Raw genomic sequence first — 18,493 nt, 5'->3', positions numbered from 1 at the left:
ATTTTAAAGTCAAGGATTTTCATCTCTTAGTCTTAAAAAAACTGGAAAACGCGGTAAGGAATTTTTAGTCAACCCATTAAATTTATAAGTAACAATAGAGCCTATTTTAGGTGGATTTTCCCTATCTTTATCTTTTAAACCACTGCCTATTCTAATCACCCTATCATTTGGCATTTGACAGAGTAAAGCGCCGATTTTACCTTGGAATTTACCCTTACCTTCAGTATAACCTATGACTTTACATTCAGCATCTTCATAAGGTTTTAATTTAAAAGCGTTTTTACTTCTGCCTTTTTCATAAGGAGCAAGATTCTTGCGTATAACTACACCTTCGCCTTTATTTAAGACAATATCTTTATAAAATTCTTTTAAATGCTCTTGATCTTTTATAGGAATTTGCTTTATGATTTTTATATAAGGATTGGGATTTTTTTGCAAATACTGCTCTAAAACCTTAAGACGATTGCTTAAAGTGCAAGAAGTAAGTTTAAATTCTTCACAAGCATTGGGCACATCAAAAACATTGTATGTGACACTTCTCCAAAGACTTGAGTCTAAGTTATCGCTACGAATTAAAGCTGACACCTCATCAAATTTAGCCCTAGCTATCCAAAGCTCCCCATCAAGCTTAAAGCTAGGAAAATTATAAGTAAAATAAGAAGGAGTATAAATTGGATTATCTTGGCGGGTTTTAAATTTTCCCGCTTCCCAAATTCCTCTGACTCCATCAAGCTTTTCACTCATTAAATAGCCATTAAAATTCTTATTTTGAATTTCTTGTTCACTTATCTTGCTTAAAAGTAAAATATCGCTAGCAAAAGCAAAACTAACACACCATAAAAAAACAAAAATTCTCATCACAATAGATTGATCATATATCCTGTAGCATCTTTTTGGATATTGTAATTATAATTTCCATCCAAATATATCACAAGTCTATAATACCCCTTATGAGAGCCAAAATCTATACGCTTAAAAAGAGAATTACTAATGCGTATGTTTTTAGTAGGATTTACTAGATCTGATTTAAAATCCACTACAATTTTACTAGGATTACCTATGGAAAAATCACTAATAAGCTCATCACTAGTATTGAGTTTGATTTTATTTTTATACACTGCATAAGATATAAAATCATAAATTTTATCAACTTGTAGCGGTATTTCTATATTTGCTGTACCATTGGATTCTTTTTTAGAATCATTACGTTCAGGTATGGTTACTGAAACATCAAAAACTTTTGAAGGATCTGGGCTCTTAGAACGCACAAGAGTATAAGTATCGTGCCAATCTATGCTTTTATTAATATCAACATTTAATACTTCTTCACTTCCATCAAGATTAATATAATTAAAACTTACGCTTTTTAAAACTCTTGCATTAGAATTAAATTTAATATCCTCTTTTTGAAAATCAGGTGGCATAATCATACTCATGTTTTGCTCTGATTTGAAAGGATTTTCCTCAGCATTTAATAAAGAAATAAAAATTAAAAATATTCCTAAAATTTTAGTTTTCATTGGGGTATAATCCTTGTAATTCAAAATAATCTTTTTGTGCTTTGGCGTTTTGCTCTTTGAGAAAAGATATTTTTTTATTCAATCCTTCTTTGGTTGCTTCAAGTGAAAGCAAGGTATCTAAAGAATACTGCCCAAAAAACATATTGCCAAAATAAATCGCTCCAATTACAACAAGAAAAGCCCAAAAAATCATTTTTATAACATGGGTATAAAAACTTTTTTTTCTTGTGCTTTCGTCGTATTCTTTAAGTAAATCGCTCAGAGTTTTTCTCCTAAATATTCATCACTTTCAAGCTCAATTTCAAGCAAGCGATTGTATTTTGCAGTTCTTTCGCCCCTTGCTAAAGCCCCTGTTTTGATTTGTCCTGTATTTAAAGCCACAGCAAAATCCGCTATAAAAGCATCTTCACTCTCGCCACTTCTATGGCTCATCACACACTTATAATTGTTTCTTTGTGCTAAACGAACAGTTCTCATAGTTTGAGTAATAGTTCCGATTTGATTTGGTTTGATAAGCACAGCATTTGCCATTTTTTTGATAATGCCTTCTCTTAAGATATCTTCATTTGTTACAAATAAATCATCACCCACAAGCTGAATTTTATTGCCTAATTTTTCAGTCAGCTTGATCCAGCCTTCAAAGTCATTTTCAGCTAAGCCATCTTCGATACTGCAAATTGGATATTTTGCACAAAGTTCTACATAGCGTTCGATCAAAGCCTCGCTTGAAAAAGCCTTGCCTTCCATGTGGTATTTACCATCTTTGAAAAATTCTGTACTTGCCACATCAAGAGCAATTTTTACACGATTTTCATAACCTGCTTTTTTGATACAAGTCATTAAAAGATCGATAGGTTCTGTGTTGTTAGCTAAATTTGGAGCAAAACCACCTTCATCACCTAAAGCCGTAGAATGTCCAGAATTTGCGAGTTCTTTTTTTAATATCGCATAAATTTCACAAACTGAACGCAAAGCTTCTTTAAAGCTGGTAAAACCGAAAGGCATGATCATAAATTCTTGAAAATCTACATTGTTGTTTGCATGAGCACCGCCATTTATGATATTACACATTGGCACTGGTAAAATGCTCGCATTTGCACCCCCTAAGTAGCGATACAAAGGCATTCCCAAAGCAGTTGCAGCCGCATGAGCTGTTGCCATAGATACACCTAAAGTTGCATTTGCACCTAAATTTGAGTAATTATTTGTTCCATCAAGCTCACGCAAAGTATCATCAAGTTGAGTTTGATTAAAAGCATCTAGTCCTAAAATTTCATCTGCAATGGTTTCATTAACATTTGCAACAGCTTTTAAAACACCTTTTCCGCCAAATCTTTCATCATTATCACGCAATTCTAAGGCTTCTTTTGAACCTGTACTTGCACCACTTGGAACTATGGCCGCACCTACACTTCCATCGCTTAGCGTAACTTCGGCTTTTACGGTTGGATTTCCTCTACTATCAAGCACTTCATAGGCTCTAACATCTTCAATTACTAACATTATTCTTCTCCTTCTTCATCTTCGCTACCGCTAATCATGCCTTCTATGCCCATAGAATTTTGAATTTCTTTGGTAATTTCATCAGCTATTTCTGGATTTTCTTTTAAGAAAGCTTTTGAATTTTCTCTACCTTGACCCAATTTTTTATCTTTATAAGAAAACCAAGCACCACTTTTATCTACTATATCAAGTTTTACACCATAATCGATCAATTCACCCTCACGGCTTAAACCTTCTCCGAACATTACATCAAATTCAGCTTGTCTAAATGGAGGTGCTACTTTATTTTTTACTACTTTAACTTTAACACGGTTACCAATAGGCTCTTCATTTTGTTTTAAAGTCGCTACTTTTCTAACATCTAAACGCACTGAAGCATAAAATTTGAGCGCATTTCCTCCTGTTGTTGTTTCAGGAGTCCCATAACCCATAGCGCCAATTTTCATACGAATTTGGTTGATAAAAATCACGGTTGTATTCATTTTATGGACAATTCCTGTAAGCTTTCTTAATGCTTGAGACATAAGTCTTGCTTGAAGCCCTACATGTTGATCTCCCATATCGCCTTCAATTTCAGCCTTTGGAGTAAGCGCTGCAACGCTATCTACAACTATTAAATCTATAGCCCCACTTCGCGCTATAGTTTCAACGATCTCTAAAGCCTGCTCACCAAAATCCGGTTGAGAAATATAAAGATTATCTGTATCTACGCCCAAATTTTTAGCATATTTTACATCCAAAGCATGCTCAGCATCGATAAAGGCACAAACCCCACCCGCTTTTTGACACTCTGCTATAATATGCAAAGTTAAAGTTGTTTTACCTGAACTTTCAGGCCCATAAATTTCAATAATTCTTCCTTTTGGAATTCCACCTATACCAAGCGCAAGATCAAGTCCTACAGAACCTGTTCCTATGCTATCAATCTGCTCTACTTCCTTATCTCCAAGCCTTAAAATAGTGCCCTTGCCAAAAGCTTTATCGAGCGATTTTAAGGCGGCATCAAGCGATTTTTTCTTATTATCGTCCATTATTTTCCTTAAAAATTGCAAATTTTTAGCTAGAATTTTAACAAAATAAAATTAAATAATAGTTTATTTTGATAGAATAAAAATTATTTCATTAAAAATTAGGAAAGCTATGAAAAAAACAATTACAATTGCACATTCACCCGATGCGGATGATATTTTTATGTATATGGCAATTAAACTAGGATGGATAGGAAATGATTTTGACTATAAAAATACAGCTTTAGATATACAAACTTTAAATGATTTGGCTTTAAAAAATGAATTTGATGCTACGGCAATCTCGTTTGGACTTTATCCTTTAATCGCTAAAGAATACGCTCTTTTACGCACTGCAGTAAGTTTTGGTGAGGGCTATGGACCAAAACTTATCAAAAAACAAAATACACATCTAAAAAGAAATTTTAAAGTTGCATTAAGTGGTGCAAACACTACTAATGCTCTAATTTTTCGTATGAAATATCCAGAAGCTAGAATCATTTATAAAAATTTCTTAGAGATTGAAAATGCGGTTTTAAGTGGCGAAGTAGATGCGGGGGTTTTAATCCATGAAAGCATTTTAGAATTTGATAGTAGTCTTTGTGTAGAAGCTGAAATTTGGGATATATGGCTAGAACTTGCGCAAGAAAATTTACCCTTACCTTTGGGCGGAATGGCTTTGCGTCGTTCTTTACCGCTTAGTGATGCTATCAAGATAGAAAGAGATCTTACAAATGCTGTAAAAATAGCAAATTCTAATCGCCACATTTTAGCACCCATGCTAATGGAAAGAAATTTAATCCGCGTTAATGAGGAAAAACTTGATACTTATTTGAATTTATATGCCAATAAAAATTCCATTTGCATGAATGAAATGCAATTTAAAGCAGTGGATGTGCTTTTTAAGCTTGGATATGATTATAAATTTTATGATAAAATCATACATGCTAAGGATTATCTTATCCCGAGCGAGTATGAAGAATTTAGAAATTCTTAAAAAGGATTAAAATGGATGAAAGCACCTTGGTTGCTCTTGGAGTGCAAACCTTTAAAATCACACTTTTGCTTTCTTTGCCCATGCTTTTAGCGGGGCTTATCGCGGGGCTTATTATCAGTATCTTTCAGGCTACAACACAGATTAATGAAATGACGCTTTCTTTTGTGCCTAAAATCATCTTAGTAGTAATAGTCATCATCTTTTTAATGCCTTGGATGACTACGACAATGATTGATTTTACCGAAAATATTTTAAATCAAATTCCAACTTTTATCAAATGATTATCGATTTTAAGAAATATTCATCTGTAAAGATTGGAGGCGAATTTGAGGTCGAAGTTTTAGAACAAATTCGCGAATTTGATGGCTTTTTAATAGGCGGTGCGAACAATCTCCTTATAAGCCCTAAGCCTAAAAATATAGGAATTTTAAGCGATAATTTTAATTTTATTGAAATTTTAGAGCAAAATAAAGACTTTTTACATCTTCGCATAGGTTGTAAGACAAAAGCAAGTCAAATGTATCGTTTTTCCAAAGAAAATAATCTTTATGGTTTTGAATATCTTAGCAAAATTCCTGGTACGCTTGGTGGACTTTTAAAAATGAATGCGGGGCTTAAAGATGAGTGCATCAGTCAGAATTTAGTCAAAATTGCCACTTCAAAAGGTGAAATTTTACGCGAAAATATTGATTTTAGTTACCGCTTTTGCCCTTTAAATATGCCTTTTTTTTGGGCTGAATTTAAACTCGGTTTTGGTTTTGATAAGATAAAAGATGAGAATTTAAAAAATGCAAGAAACAATCAACCTAGCGGAGCAAGCTTTGGCTCTATCTTTAAAAATCCAAAAGGAGATTTTGCAGGAAGACTCATTGAGGCTGTAGGACTTAAAGGCTTTAGCAAAGGAGATGCGATGTTAAGCGACAAGCATGCAAATTTTTTGATCAATAAAAAAAATGCAAGTTTTGATGATGCTATTTTTCTTATCGAACTTGCTAAAAAAAAGGTTTTTGAGGAATTTGGCATAAAATTAGAAGAAGAAGTGATTATCATTTAAATTAAATTTCTACTTCTTTCTTTAATATATGTTTTTAAAAAGATAGCATTTTTTAATCAAATTCACGCTACAATCAAACAATTTTTTCTTACGATAAAAGGATAATTCATGCAAATAAATATCAACCTAGAAGAAATGACTAAATGGCAAATCACTTACGAGCTTAAAAGAATTTTATCAAGTCTTGATCCTATAACTGCGCATGAAATCGCAAAGGAATTAAGACAAGAATTTTTAAGCATAGAAGAGCTACAAGATCGCATTAGGCAAATCAACGATTAAATTTTTATTGCACTGTTAAATTTAATTTTTCTAACTCTTTGTTTACAACTTCAGCAAGCATATTTGGCATTTGATTTACAAGTTCTTGATAATTTACCCTAGGATCTTCTGCATGAAGGGCAAAATTTAATCTTACATTTTTTGATGTGAGTATTTTACCATTACTTGTAGAAACAACTTTAAAGTTAATATTAGCTACTGCATTTTTGGTTATTGCAACAAAATAATTTGTGATATTTACATAAAAATCATCTAAATTTACCACCACAAGATAGTCTGTAAATTTGGCATAAATTTGACTTTTATCCTTTTCTTTTTTTAAAAAAGGAGATACATTAAGCAATTTAGAGTCTTTAGGACTAAAACGAGCTAAAGTTCTTAAATCTTGATAAACACCATTTGCAGCTGAATTTACAAAATTTAATCTTAAATTATCCACTAAATTTTTAGCAAAAAGAGTAGAAAATTCTTTAGCACTTATGTTAAAACCATCCAAAGCATAGCCAAAATTTTGCCTAAAACTCATAGCTATAGCAAAATCAACATCATTATCTTTACGAATGCTTTCTTTCTTACTCATCAAACTAGAGCTATCAAAAATCCCTTTTTGCTGATCTAAGTTTTGTTTTTCAACATTTTGTTGAAGATCTATGATTTCAAAACTTTCTTGCTGTTCTAGTTTAATGATTTTTTTTTGCGAAAAATTATTTGCAAAAAGACTAGAATTTAACAAAATACTCATAAACAAAATAAGAAAAATTTTCATTTTTATCCTTTAAGGTTTTAAAATTATATGCTGTTTTATGTATATATATTTAAAAAACTTTTTTTAGAAACACAAATAAAAGGCTCGCACTTATAATTTAAAGGGGAATATAAAATCATTTCCTTAGAAAAGGTTCCCATAAAACCACCCTTTTGATTGACTAAAAAATCTCCAGCTGCAATATCCCAACTATTTAACTTCTCAAAACGCTTATAAACCCCTGCTCTACCTTCCAAAATAGCACAAAATTTAAGCCCTGATCCTATGTTAATAGGTGTCAAATTGTGTTTTTTAGCAAAATTTTCATCCTCTTTACTAAGATGATTAACACTTAAAAGAGCTTTGGATTGATTGTCTATAAAATCTTGTTCGCTTATATCTAAAATTTTATCGTTTTTATAAACTCTAGTATTTTGGTGAGCGTAAAAAATATCGCCTTTTGAAGGATTTTTTATAAGAGCTAAAATAGGTCTATCTTCATGAATCAAGCTGATCATAATGCAAAATTCATCACTACCTTTTAAAAACCCACTTGTTCCATCAAGAGGATCGATAAGCCAAAAAGTTTTTAATTCTTCACACTCTTCTTTGCTGAGTAATTTTTCTTCTGATAGAATTTTAATATCCGTAGAACCCAAAATATCATTTAGAATTTTATTAGAAGCAAGATCTGCTGATGTAAGCGGGCTTTTATCTTCTTTTTCCCAAGTTTTGAAATTTTTTCTCTCTTCTAAAATAGCTTTAGAAGCTTGATTGCTAGCATTTATAGCAATTTCTAAAAATTTATCAAGATTAAGCATGATTATAAACTTTCTATAAGATTTTTTAAAATTATACAAGAAGATTTTGTGGAATTTTTAATTTCCACAAACATTTTAATTATATTTTACTAGTTTCACCCAAATAAAGTTGTCTTGGACGAACAATTTTTAGTGTTTCTTGCTCTTTTTGCTCTATCCATTGTGCTATCCAACCCGGTGTACGTCCGATCACGAAAAGCGTTGCAAACATTTCATTTGGAATTCCTAGAGCTTTTAAAATCAAGCCGCTATGAAAATCCACATTTGGATAAAGATTTCTTTGTACAAAATAATCATCTTGCAGGGCAATCTCTTCTATACGAGTTGCCACCTTAATCAAATTCGTATCAATACCTAACTCATCGATTAATTGATCACGAAGCTTTTTAAGTACTTTTGCACGCGGATCAAAATTTTTATAAACCCTATGCCCAAAGCCCATCAAGCGGAATGGGTCATTTTTATCTTTTGCTCTTTTTATAAATTCATCCACCCTATCAACAGTAGCTATTTCCTCAAGCATTCTAATAACGCCTTCATTTGCACCTCCATGAGCATGACCCCAAAGCGCTCCAATACCTGCTGAAATACATGCATAAGGATGCGCATGAGTAGAACCTACGGCACGAACAGTAGAAGTAGAAGCATTTTGTTCATGATCTGCATGAAGCATAAATACAGTATCGAGTGCTTTTACTTCTATAGGTTTAAGCTCAACATGATCATAAGGATAGGTTCTTAACATATATAAAAAGTTCTCAGTAAATCCACGATCTAAATTAGGATAAGCCATAGGAAAACCATTTTTATAACGATAAGCAGCGGCTACTATAGTAGGAATTTTTGCTACAACTCTAGCAGCCATTTCCATGTACTCTTCTCTAACATTCATATTTAAATGATCAGGATAAAAAGCACTAAGAGATGAAACAGCGCCTTGTAAAACGGCCATAGGGTGAGCATTATCAGGGAAAGAATCAAAAAGACGATGCATACCCTCATGTATATAAGAGCGTTTTTTAAGCTCATATCTAAATGCTTCAAGTCTTTCATTGCTTGGAAGTTCTTTATAGAGTAAAAGATGCACTACATCTAAAAAAAGTTTATTTTCAGCAAGCCATTCTATAGGATAGCCACGGTGCATTAAAACACCCTCTTCACCATCAATATAAGTAATTTTTGATTTACAAGTAGCTGTAGAAGTTAAACCTTCATCATAAGCAAACATTCCTGTTTGTTTATAAAAACTCCCCATATCCACAACACTTGGACCAGTAGTACCATCATATATAGGGAATTCGTAGCTTTTACCATTTCTATTGTCAGTTACAGTAACAGAATTTGACATTTTTGCTCCTTTATTTAATCTTTACTTTTAGTAATTCTAGCTAAAAAAGGCGATTTTCAACTTTTTCATTGTCAATAATTTTAAAATTCATTAACCTTTTTGAGTAAAAAAGTAACCTGTGTTATTTAGATTACTTTTTAATATTTGAAATAAATTTAATCGCACTCATCACAACAATAGCTTCAAATAAAGCTGTTAAAATTAGTGCCGAATAAAGTTCTTCGCTGATAACTTTTCCTGAATATCCTAGCGTAGCAGTAGCGATAAGAAGAGTCAAAGGCATAGAGTGACTCAGTCCAAATAAAACCATATTTTGAAAGCCAATTTTTTTCCAAAAAATGCTAGCACACAAAATTCTTAAACCCACCATAACAAACATAAGTAAAAATGCTTGTAAAACGATTTTATAATATAAAATCATTTTAAGATCAAAGGTTGAACCTATATGGATAAAAAAAATCGGAATTAAAAAACCATGCCCAAAACTAGAAAGTTTATGCTCTAAATCCTTTTTATGGTCAAAAAAAGTTGCGATAAAAGAACCTGCGATAAAAGAACCAAGAACGATTTCAAGTTTTGTAATAACCATAGCAACAATGATCAGTATAAAAATGGCCATACAAAATCTTATATCTTTTTCATTTTTATCTTCCCATGGCATAAGCACCACTTTAAGCTGAGGATACCACCAAAAAAGCACACCAAGCATTTTAAATCCAAGCAAACAAAGCCCCAAAAAGATATTAAGATATAAAATACTTTGCGCTACATCAATAATACCTGTTCCTTCGCGCAAAAAAGCTCCCGCTATAGTCAAAAGCACAATAGAAATCACCTCAGCTAAAGTAGCTACTATCATAGCAATATTTAGCCAATAACACTCTTTTCCAAAATCCTTAAAAAGTAAAGATAAAAGCCCTACACTCATCACAGGTATAATGATAACAAATACTAAAGAAAGTCCAAAAATCCATACTATAAAAGAAGATAAAGTATAAAGTAAAAAAATATAAAAAAAGCTTTTTTTGGCAATTTCTTTATCCATATTAAAAAAAGCGCGTAAATTGACTTCCATACCCGCTATAAACATAAGATAATAAAAACCTACATTGGCTAAAAGTGCAAAATTTTCACTCTTACCTATAAAACCAAAATACGCCATAAGTGCGCCCAAAATGATTTCAGTAGCTGAAATCGGTAAGCGCAAAATTTTAGCTATATGTGGAGAAAATAGCAAACATAAAGCTATAACAATAAGAATTTGTAAATCAATTAAACCCTGTGAATCAATGACACTCGGATGCAAAAGTAAATCCCATTTCTTTAAGTTTTACTATATCACGACTTGGCTCTTCGCCTTTTGTAGTTAAATAATCCCCTATAACAATAGCACCTGCACCTGCTTTAAAAATTTCATATTGTCTTTCTTGCAATACCACCTCACGACCTCCTGCTACCATAACCACAGTATTAGGTAAAGCTTCTTTAGTATCTCTTATAATTTTTAAAGCCTCATCAGCACTTAATTTTGGAACTTGCAATTTTAAATTTTCATTTGCTATAAAAAAATTAATAGGCGTTGAAAAAGGTTGTAATTCTTGCAAAGATTTTCTAAAACTTAGCCTATCTTCTTCGCTCTCACCCATACCATAAATTCCACCACAACAAAGCATAAGCCCTGCTTCTTTAGCGTTTAAATTGGTTTGAAATCTACTTTCCCAAGTATGAGTGGTGCAAATTTGTGGAAAAAATTCTTTTGAAGCTTCAAGATTGTGATTATAAGAAAAAATTCCTGCTTTTTTAAGTTCTTTAAGTTGTTCCACGCTTGCCATACCATTACAGGCAATTAAAAGTAAATTAGGCACTTCTTTTTGCACGGCCTTAGCAGCTTCGCAAACATACTCAAGCTTTTCATCATCAAGTCCAAGGCCTGCTGTAACCAAACAAAAACCCAAAGCTTCATTTTTCTTAGCTATCTTGGCCTCTAAAACAATTTGTGAAATTTCTTTTTGACGGTATTTTTGTATATTTGTTTTTACATAAGCACTTTGGGTGCAGTATTTGCAATCTTCAGAACAATTTCCACTGGCTATATTTGAAATAGCACAAAGCATGATTTGCATGATTAATCCTTTATTTCTTTTTTAATTTTGCATTTTAAACATTCTAAGAATGTGCCTTTTTTTAGCTCTTTTATCACTAAATTTTCTCCACATTCCTCACATTTTTCATCGCTTGGTTTGTATTTACTTATAAAATTACATTTTGGATAAGCGCTACAACCATAAAATTTACCGCGTTTTGAAAGGCGCTCTACTATCTCACCCTCTTTGCAACTTGGACAAACAATACCTATGCCCTTTGCCTTGGCCCTGCTAGCACTTACTTCAGCTTCATTCTTGCTTTTATTTTTTAAATTTCTTGAGTATTTGCATTTTGGAAAATTTAAACAAGCTACAAATTCTCCAAAACGCCCTTTTCTAATCGCAAGTTCACCACCACAATCAGGGCAATTTTCACCCAATTTAGTCACCGTTTTTTGGCTTGCAATTTTTGTTTTTCCTTCTTCAACCTTCCTCATAAAGGGATAATAAAATTCTTTCAAAGTTTCTTGCCAATTAGCTTTATCTTCTGCAATCTCATCTAAAGTATTTTCAAGATTTGAAGTAAATTTGCTATCTACTATATCGCTAAAATTTTTTTCAAGCACTTCAGTTACACTAAAAGCGACTTCACTAGGAATGAGTTGTTTTTTATCGATTTTTACATAATCACGGCTTGTGAGTATAGAAATAGTCGGTGCATAGGTTGAAGGACGGCCTATGCCTAAGCTTTCAAGTTTTTTCACAAGTCCAGCTTCAGAGTATCTTGAAGGAGGTTCTGTAAAATGTGAATTCATTTCTAAATTTTGCACTTTTAAATTTTCACCGATTTTAAGATTGGGTAAAATTTTATCCTTATCCATATCGCCATAAACTTTATAATACCCATCAAAAAGAATTTTCCTACCGCTTATCTTAAACACTGCTCTGTCATTTTTTACAAAAACATTTTGAGTTTGAGAGATAGCAGGATTCATCTGACAAGCTAAAAAGCGGTTATAAATAAGCGTATAGAGCTTTAACTCGTCTTTATCTAAAAATTTAGCTGCAATTTCTGGAGTAAAATTTAAATTAGTAGGGCGTATAGCTTCGTGAGCTTCTTGTGCGCCTTTAGCTTTTGTAGTATAAACATTTGCTTTGCTTGGAAGATAGTCTTTGCCAAAATTTACCTGTATGAATTTTCTTGCATTTTCAACTGCTTCTTTGGCTAAATTCAAACTATCTGTTCTCATGTAGGTAATAACCCCCATCACGCCTTCATGGGTATTTACTCCTTCATAGAGCTTTTGAGCTATCATCATGGTTTTTTTAGGGTTAAAACCAAGGCGATTGCTGGCACTTTGTTGTAAAGTTGAAGTCATAAAAGGAGGCGGCGGAGCGATTTTTCTTTCTTTGCTTTCAATGTCACTTATACTATAAACTTCATTTTTACAAGCTTCTAGTATAAGTTTAGCACGATCTTTGTTGATAATGGTAAGTTTTTCTATCTTGGCTTTATCAAACTCAACTAGTTCTGCATCTAAATCTTTTTGAAAAATCATATCAATACTAAAGTATTCTAGGGGTACAAAGGCACGAATTTCTTTTTCACGATCGACTATGATCTTTAAAGCCGCACTTTGAACACGCCCAGCACTAAGTCCTCTTTGAATTTTTTGTCCTAATAAAGGGCTGAGCTTATACCCTACAATGCGATCTAAAAGGCGTCTGGTTTGCTGAGCATTTACAGAGTGCATGTTTAATTTTCTTGGATTTTTTAAAGCATTTTCGATAGCATTTTTGGTAATCTCATGAAAAACGATACGCGGTAAGACATTTTCATCTTTGCCTATAGCTTTTGCAATATGATAAGCTATAGCCTCACCCTCTCTATCCTCATCGGTTGCTAAATAAATCTCTTTTGCTCCCTTTGCTTTTTCCTTAAGTTCTTTAACTAAGGCGCTATGATCACTTGTGATTCTATACTCAGGGATAAATTCATCATCTTCTATTTTAATCCCAAAGCTTGATTTAGGCAAATCTCTAATATGTCCTTTAGAAGCGATAACTTCATAATCTTTTCCCAAAAAATTTCCTATGGTTTTAGCTTTTGCAGGAGATTCTACTATGATTAAATTTTTCTTCATTTTGCACCCTTGTTAAATAAAAAGCTGAATTTAGCTAAAAATATTTAAAATTCTACTTATAAAATATATTTTAATCAAGCTAAAATATTTTAAAAACAAAACTATCATAACAAAATAAATAAAATATAATTTTAAGTAATTTAAATACAAACCATAATTTTTGGAGTATAATAAAATAAAAAAGGTAAAAATTATGAATGACAAAACTTATAAATTTCATCCAAATGACACAAAAATGGATAAAAAAATAATTCAAATTACTGAAAAGTCCGGATTTAAAGCAGCTGTGTTTTCTATGGCTGCTATGACTATGCTAGGAAGTGTGGTCATTTCATCTGCTCTGCCTGCTATCAACAGACATTTTGAAGAACTTTTAACCCAAAGTGGCGCTACTCTTGCTTCAAGTTTCACATTAGCTCATCTTGATATACTTGTTCGCTTAGTTTTAACCATCCCTGCTATTTTTGTTGTCATTTTATCTCCATTTGCTGGTATTTTAATGGATAAATTTGGCAAATTAAAATTCATTCTTCCAGCTATGGTGGTTTGGACTATTTCTGGGATAAGTGGCTTTTTCTTAAATGATATTTATGCTATACTGACTTCAAGAGCTATTTTTGGTATGGCAACTGCTTTTATAATGACAGGCGCTTCGGCTTTGCTTGGGGATTATTATAGTCGTGGTGGCTTTAATCGCAGAGAAAATGCTTTAAGTCTTCAAGGATTTTTTTGTGCAGTAGGGGGTGCTGTTTTTATTTCTATTGCGGGATTTGTTTCAAGTTATTCTTGGCGTTATCCTTTTTTGGTATATGGACTTGGAATTTTAATTACCTTAATGGCTATCATTTATCTTTTTGAACCTAGAAAATTTAAATTCTATAATCATACAAAAATAGAAACAAAAACAAATTATTGGCAATTTTTCCCTATCTATTTTATAGGTTTTTTTATCATGGTGGTTTATTATATATCCCCTACACAACTTCCTTATTATATAGAAGAGCATCTAGGCTTAGATCCTAAATATATAGGTATTTCGATGTCTGTATCTGCACTATGTTATGGTTTTTTCTCTCTAAGCTATAGATATATTATAAAATTCTTAAGTATTAAAACTATCTATGTTTTAACTCTTTTTATCGTATCTTGTTCTTTTTTACTACTTTTTTTAGTAGATAGCTTTTTCACAGTTTTAATCGCCTTAGCTTTGCTTGGAATGGGTGGAGGTATTATGCTTGTAAATAATACGGCTTATCTTTTTTCAATCTGTCCTGAAAATGCTCGCTCTAGGGCTTATGGAATTTTAGCAAGTTGTATATTTTTAGGACAATTTTTAAGTCCTATTATTTCTCAACCTATCGTTAGACAAATGGGTCTTGTAGATGCTTTTTTAATATGGTCAATAGTAATTTTTATAGTGTGCATTGTGTTTTTATTTTTAAAGCAAAAACCTAGGATAAATTAGCAAGAAAAATCTTGCTAATTTTATTTACTACAAACCTACCGCACTTAAAGTTTGGTATTTACTCATATAAATTTGAGCTTCAATTTTTCTCATCGTATCAAGTGCTACTTGAACTACAATAAGTACAGAAGTGCCGCCAAAATGAAAAGGCACACCCATAAATTTCACCAAAACCCAAGGCAAGGTTGCAACAAGCCCTAAATAAATAGAACCTGATAAAGTTAAACGAGAAGCTACTTCGTTAAGATAACTTGAAGTTCCTTCGCCTGGACGAATTCCAGGGATAAAACCCCCTTGTTTTTTAAGATTTTCCGCTATATCCTTCGCATTAAATACTATAGAAGCATAAAAATACGCAAAGAAAATCACAAACAAGAAAGTCAAAACATGAAATAAATAACCATTTGGATTCAAAAAATCATTGATAGCTTGCAAATACGGATTTGTACTTGTTTGCAAAATAGTCGTAGGAAACATTAAAATTGCACTGGCAAAAATCGGCGGAATAACCCCACTTAAATTGATTTTAATTGGAATATAATTCATAATACGCTTATTTTGATTTTGCATTACTACTTTACGCGAGTAAGAAATAGGAATTCTTCTTTCTCCAAGCTCTACATATATAATCACGCCAATAGTGATTAAAATCAAAGCAAGGATAACAAAAGCGGTTAAGAAATTCATTTCGCCTGAATTTATCTGTCCTACTGTACCCGAAATAGCTCTTGGAATTCCTGAAACAATACCTGCAAAAATAATCAAAGAAATACCATTTCCTATACCTCTTTGTGTGATTTGTTCACCTATCCACATCAAAAGCATAGTTCCTGCGAGCATAGAAATTGCACAAAGCGCAATAAACATATTTAAATTTTCTATCATTATAGCGCCTGCTCCACCTCTTCCATGTAAACTTTGAAGCCCTATAGCCACACCGATACTTTGAACTAAAGTGATTACTATAGTTGCATAACGGATAATTTGCATATATTTTTGCATACCATCGCGTTCTTTTTTCATTTTACCGATATTTGGGAAAGTAGCTGCTAAAAGCTCCATGATAATCGAAGCAGTAATATAAGGCATAATGCCTAAAGAGATGATAGAAAAGCGTTCTGCTGCCCCACCACTAAAAACATTAAATAAACCCAAAGCATTGTTTTGATTATTGTTAAAAAATTCCGCAATCACATCAGCATTGACGCCAGGAACTGGCACATAAGCCAGAACCCTATAAGCAAACAAGAAAGCTAAGGTGATTAAAATCTTATTCGTCAATGCCTTATTCATTATTTTGATCCGGTGACGCTGATATTCTCGTCTTTAATTTTTGATGCTAAGTCTTTTGCACTTGCACCGATTAATTTAATTTTAGTAACAGACTTTGAAATTTTATGAACGCTTTTGATGCTTTCAATTGTAATTTCATTAAGCTCTTTTACAGCTGTGATTTTTTCAACATTAATCACATAAGGTTTTGCGATTTTAGAAGTAAAACCAACTTTTGGTAATCTTCTTTGAAGAGGTTGCTGACCTCCTTCAAAACCTCTTTTTTCATTATAACCCTTTCTAGCGGTTTGACCTTTGCCCCCTTTAGTGGCGGTTTTACCCATTCCACTTCCTTGGCCACGGCCTATTCTTTTGGTTTTATGCGTTGATCCCGCTGCTTTTGTCAAATTCATCTTCTTATCCTTTTAGCATTGTTAAAGCTTTGATTGTAGCACGAACCACGTTAGCTGAGTTATTTGAACCTAAAGACTTAGTTAAGATATCTTTAATACCCGCAAGCTCTACGATAGGACGAGTAGAACCACCCGCGATAACTCCCGTACCTTCGCTAGCTGGTTTAAGTAAAATTCTACTTGCGTTGTATTTTACTTCAACATCGTGAGCAATAGTTGATCCTTTAGTTTTCACTTCAACGATATTTTTAAATGCATCATCAACTGCTTTGCGAATAGCATCAGGAACTTCTTTAGCCTTGCCATAACCAACACCTACTAAACCTTTGCGATTTCCAACAATAACTAAAGCAGTAAATCTGAATCTTCTACCACCCTTAACAACCTTAGTAACTCTGCCGATATCGACGATTACTTCTTCAAATTCTTCTCTATTATATTTTTCCATCGATTTACCCCTTATAGCCTAATACCATTTTCTCTTAAAGATTCAGCTAATGCTGCAATTACTCCGTGATATACATAACCATTTCTATCAAACACAGCTTGTTCTATTTGCTTAGCTTTTAAAACTTTAGCAAATTCAGTAGCGATTTTTTTAGCACCTTCTTTGTTTGCTTTAACGCCAAGTTTGCGTCCATCTACTGCTGCTAAAGTCACAGCTTTAACATCATCAATCGCTTGGATATAAAGAGTTCTATTTGATTTAAAAACAGAAATTCTTGGGAAGTTTTCACATCCTGAAATTTTTGCTCTAATTCTTTTTTTTCTTTTAATTCTTAAAGTTAGTTTTCTTTTTAGTACATTTGCTCTCATTGCCTATCCTTACTTTTTAGATGTCTTACCAGCTTTGCGGATAATGCGTTCATCAGAATACTTAACGCCTTTTCCTTTATATGGCTCAGGTGGTCTAAATTCACGAATTTGAGCAGCAACTTGTCCTACTACTTGTTTATCACTTCCTTTAATGATAACATTGTTTTTATCCACAGTGATTTCAATTCCTTCTGGAATATCATAGTTGATAGGATGTGAAAAACCAAGGCTTAATTCTAAAACTTTACCTTTTAAAGCAGCTTTATAACCCACTCCGTTGATTTCAAGAGTTTTTGAAAAACCTTGAGTTAAGCCTACAACAATATTGTAAGCTAAAGCTCTATAAGTTCCCCAATATGCTCTACTTTGTCTATCTTCACCTTTAGGAGAGAAAAGAATGTTATTATCTTTAATCTCAACATTTACATTTGCTTTTGTATCAAGCTCTTTTGCTAAATTTCCTTTTTTAAATTTAAGCAAATTTCCTTCTAGTTTAACCTCTACTCCACTAGGGATAGCGATTGGTTGTTTACCTATACGAGACATATTTTTCCTTTTTATTTGTCTAGGATATTTCTACTTTTTTAAAAGAATGGATACCCAATGCCATAAAAAGCAGATTTTTACCAAATGGTACATAAAATTTCGCCGCCAACACCTGCTTTATAAGCTTCATCATTTGCTAAAACGCCACGACTTGTGCTAACTACGATAGTACCATAACCGTTTTTAAATCTTTTAATTTCTTCTTTACCCTTATAAACACGACGACCTGGTTTAGAAACTCTTTTAAGTTCGTTAATAACGCTTTTACCTTTTTCATCGTATTTTAAAACTACATTGATAAATTTCTTTTTATCTTCTTCGATAACATTAAAACTTTCAATATACCCTTTAGCTTGGAAAATTCCAACTAAAGCTTCAACAACTTTAGAATGCAAAAGCTTGGTTGTTTCAAGCTTTCTCATTCCGGCATTGCGAATTCTTGTTAGTGAATCTGAAATTATATCATTTATCATTTT

General features: G+C 32.5%; 22 protein-coding genes. 5 read left to right on the top strand and 17 right to left on the bottom strand.

The genetic code is table 11. The features are described from left to right. Window positions 1–9: 9 nt before the first annotated feature. The 5 genes from BGS43_RS05560 to recA form a co-directional block, all read right to left on the bottom strand. Window positions 10–858 carry a DNA ligase gene (locus tag BGS43_RS05560; RefSeq protein ID WP_002787459.1) on the bottom strand — a complete coding sequence of 283 codons (849 nt, stop codon included), beginning with the start codon at window positions 856–858 and terminating at the stop codon, window positions 10–12. After that, window positions 858–1,520 (bottom strand): AMIN domain-containing protein, encoded by a 663-nt coding sequence (gene cgpA / locus BGS43_RS05555; protein ID WP_002797086.1) that lies wholly within the window; start codon window positions 1,518–1,520, stop codon window positions 858–860. The genes BGS43_RS05560 and cgpA overlap by 1 nt, the downstream gene beginning before the upstream one ends. Beyond that, window positions 1,510–1,713, bottom strand: coding sequence for a hypothetical protein (locus BGS43_RS05550; protein WP_002825518.1), 204 nt, complete (start codon window positions 1,711–1,713; stop codon window positions 1,510–1,512). The genes cgpA and BGS43_RS05550 overlap by 11 nt, the downstream gene beginning before the upstream one ends. Window positions 1,714–1,778: 65 nt before the next feature. Further along, window positions 1,779–3,023 carry a phosphopyruvate hydratase gene (eno, locus tag BGS43_RS05545; RefSeq protein WP_096569144.1) on the bottom strand — a complete coding sequence of 415 codons (1,245 nt, stop codon included), beginning with the start codon at window positions 3,021–3,023 and terminating at the stop codon, window positions 1,779–1,781. Beyond that, window positions 3,023–4,054, bottom strand: coding sequence for a recombinase RecA (recA, locus tag BGS43_RS05540; RefSeq protein WP_002825515.1), 1,032 nt, complete (start codon window positions 4,052–4,054; stop codon window positions 3,023–3,025). The genes eno and recA overlap by 1 nt, the downstream gene beginning before the upstream one ends. A 109-nt stretch (window positions 4,055–4,163) precedes the next feature. Here recA and BGS43_RS05535 point away from each other — a divergent pair, with 109 nt between their 5' ends. The 4 genes from BGS43_RS05535 (at window position 4,164) to BGS43_RS09865 (ending at window position 6,363) form a co-directional block, all read left to right on the top strand. Beyond that, window positions 4,164–5,027 (top strand): menaquinone biosynthesis family protein, encoded by an 864-nt coding sequence (locus tag BGS43_RS05535; RefSeq protein WP_057981021.1) that lies wholly within the window; start codon window positions 4,164–4,166, stop codon window positions 5,025–5,027. A gap of 11 nt (window positions 5,028–5,038) precedes the next feature. Then, window positions 5,039–5,308 carry a flagellar biosynthesis protein FliQ gene (fliQ, locus tag BGS43_RS05530; protein WP_002779416.1) on the top strand — a complete coding sequence of 90 codons (270 nt, stop codon included), beginning with the start codon at window positions 5,039–5,041 and terminating at the stop codon, window positions 5,306–5,308. Then, entirely contained in the window at window positions 5,305–6,081 is a 777-nt protein-coding gene (locus BGS43_RS05525) for a UDP-N-acetylmuramate dehydrogenase (RefSeq protein ID WP_002779417.1), read from the top strand. The genes fliQ and BGS43_RS05525 overlap by 4 nt, the downstream gene beginning before the upstream one ends. Before the next feature lie 108 nt (window positions 6,082–6,189). Then, window positions 6,190–6,363, top strand: a complete 174-nt coding sequence (locus BGS43_RS09865) for a hypothetical protein (protein ID WP_002779418.1) — start codon at window positions 6,190–6,192, stop codon at window positions 6,361–6,363. Window positions 6,364–6,367: 4 nt separating this feature from the next. On the opposite strand, the gene BGS43_RS05520 is transcribed toward BGS43_RS09865, so the two are convergent. From BGS43_RS05520 to topA, 6 genes are all read right to left on the bottom strand, one after another. Beyond that, window positions 6,368–7,129, bottom strand: a complete 762-nt coding sequence (locus BGS43_RS05520) for a hypothetical protein (RefSeq protein WP_057044935.1) — start codon at window positions 7,127–7,129, stop codon at window positions 6,368–6,370. A gap of 35 nt (window positions 7,130–7,164) precedes the next feature. Continuing rightward, complete coding sequence (locus BGS43_RS05515) at window positions 7,165–7,929, bottom strand: 3'(2'),5'-bisphosphate nucleotidase CysQ (RefSeq protein ID WP_096569141.1); 765 nt, start codon at window positions 7,927–7,929, stop codon at window positions 7,165–7,167. A 79-nt stretch (window positions 7,930–8,008) separates the two neighbouring features. Next, window positions 8,009–9,277 (bottom strand): citrate synthase, encoded by a 1,269-nt coding sequence (locus BGS43_RS05510; protein WP_002779421.1) that lies wholly within the window; start codon window positions 9,275–9,277, stop codon window positions 8,009–8,011. 130 nt (window positions 9,278–9,407) lie between these two features. Next, on the bottom strand, window positions 9,408–10,583 hold the full coding sequence (locus BGS43_RS05505) for a cation:proton antiporter (RefSeq protein ID WP_002825510.1): 1,176 nt from the start codon (window positions 10,581–10,583) through the stop codon (window positions 9,408–9,410). Further along, on the bottom strand, window positions 10,564–11,400 hold the full coding sequence (locus tag BGS43_RS05500; protein ID WP_002825509.1) for a biotin synthase: 837 nt from the start codon (window positions 11,398–11,400) through the stop codon (window positions 10,564–10,566). Before BGS43_RS05500 ends, BGS43_RS05505 begins: the two co-directional genes overlap by 20 nt. 2 nt (window positions 11,401–11,402) lie before the next feature. Further along, window positions 11,403–13,505, bottom strand: coding sequence for a type I DNA topoisomerase (gene topA / locus BGS43_RS05495; RefSeq protein ID WP_042963560.1), 2,103 nt, complete (start codon window positions 13,503–13,505; stop codon window positions 11,403–11,405). A 193-nt stretch (window positions 13,506–13,698) separates the two neighbouring features. Here topA and BGS43_RS05490 point away from each other — a divergent pair, with 193 nt between their 5' ends. After that, a complete protein-coding gene (locus tag BGS43_RS05490) occupies window positions 13,699–14,970 on the top strand; it encodes an MFS transporter (protein WP_002873254.1) in 1,272 nt (423 codons plus the stop codon). Between the two features lie 27 nt (window positions 14,971–14,997). Here BGS43_RS05490 and secY read toward each other — a convergent pair whose 3' ends face one another. The 6 genes from secY to rpsH form a co-directional block, all read right to left on the bottom strand. Then, window positions 14,998–16,263, bottom strand: coding sequence for a preprotein translocase subunit SecY (gene secY / locus BGS43_RS05485; protein ID WP_002825506.1), 1,266 nt, complete (start codon window positions 16,261–16,263; stop codon window positions 14,998–15,000). Continuing rightward, window positions 16,263–16,655, bottom strand: coding sequence for a 50S ribosomal protein L15 (rplO, locus tag BGS43_RS05480; protein WP_002783551.1), 393 nt, complete (start codon window positions 16,653–16,655; stop codon window positions 16,263–16,265). The genes secY and rplO overlap by 1 nt, the downstream gene beginning before the upstream one ends. Window positions 16,656–16,659: 4 nt before the next feature. Beyond that, window positions 16,660–17,103, bottom strand: coding sequence for a 30S ribosomal protein S5 (gene rpsE / locus BGS43_RS05475; RefSeq protein WP_002779428.1), 444 nt, complete (start codon window positions 17,101–17,103; stop codon window positions 16,660–16,662). Window positions 17,104–17,114: 11 nt separating this feature from the next. Continuing rightward, complete coding sequence (gene rplR / locus BGS43_RS05470; RefSeq protein WP_002779429.1) at window positions 17,115–17,471, bottom strand: 50S ribosomal protein L18; 357 nt, start codon at window positions 17,469–17,471, stop codon at window positions 17,115–17,117. 9 nt (window positions 17,472–17,480) lie between these two features. Further along, window positions 17,481–18,017, bottom strand: a complete 537-nt coding sequence (gene rplF, locus BGS43_RS05465; protein ID WP_002779430.1) for a 50S ribosomal protein L6 — start codon at window positions 18,015–18,017, stop codon at window positions 17,481–17,483. Window positions 18,018–18,094: 77 nt separating this feature from the next. Then, window positions 18,095–18,490, bottom strand: coding sequence for a 30S ribosomal protein S8 (rpsH, locus tag BGS43_RS05460; RefSeq protein WP_002779432.1), 396 nt, complete (start codon window positions 18,488–18,490; stop codon window positions 18,095–18,097). Window positions 18,491–18,493 lie beyond the last annotated feature (3 nt).

The organism is Campylobacter sp. 110 (assembly GCF_002383965.1).
Lineage (GTDB): Bacteria > Campylobacterota > Campylobacteria > Campylobacterales > Campylobacteraceae > Campylobacter_D > Campylobacter_D coli.
Note: the sequence above shows the minus strand (reverse complement) of the source record. Positions and strands in the feature narration are given on the sequence as shown.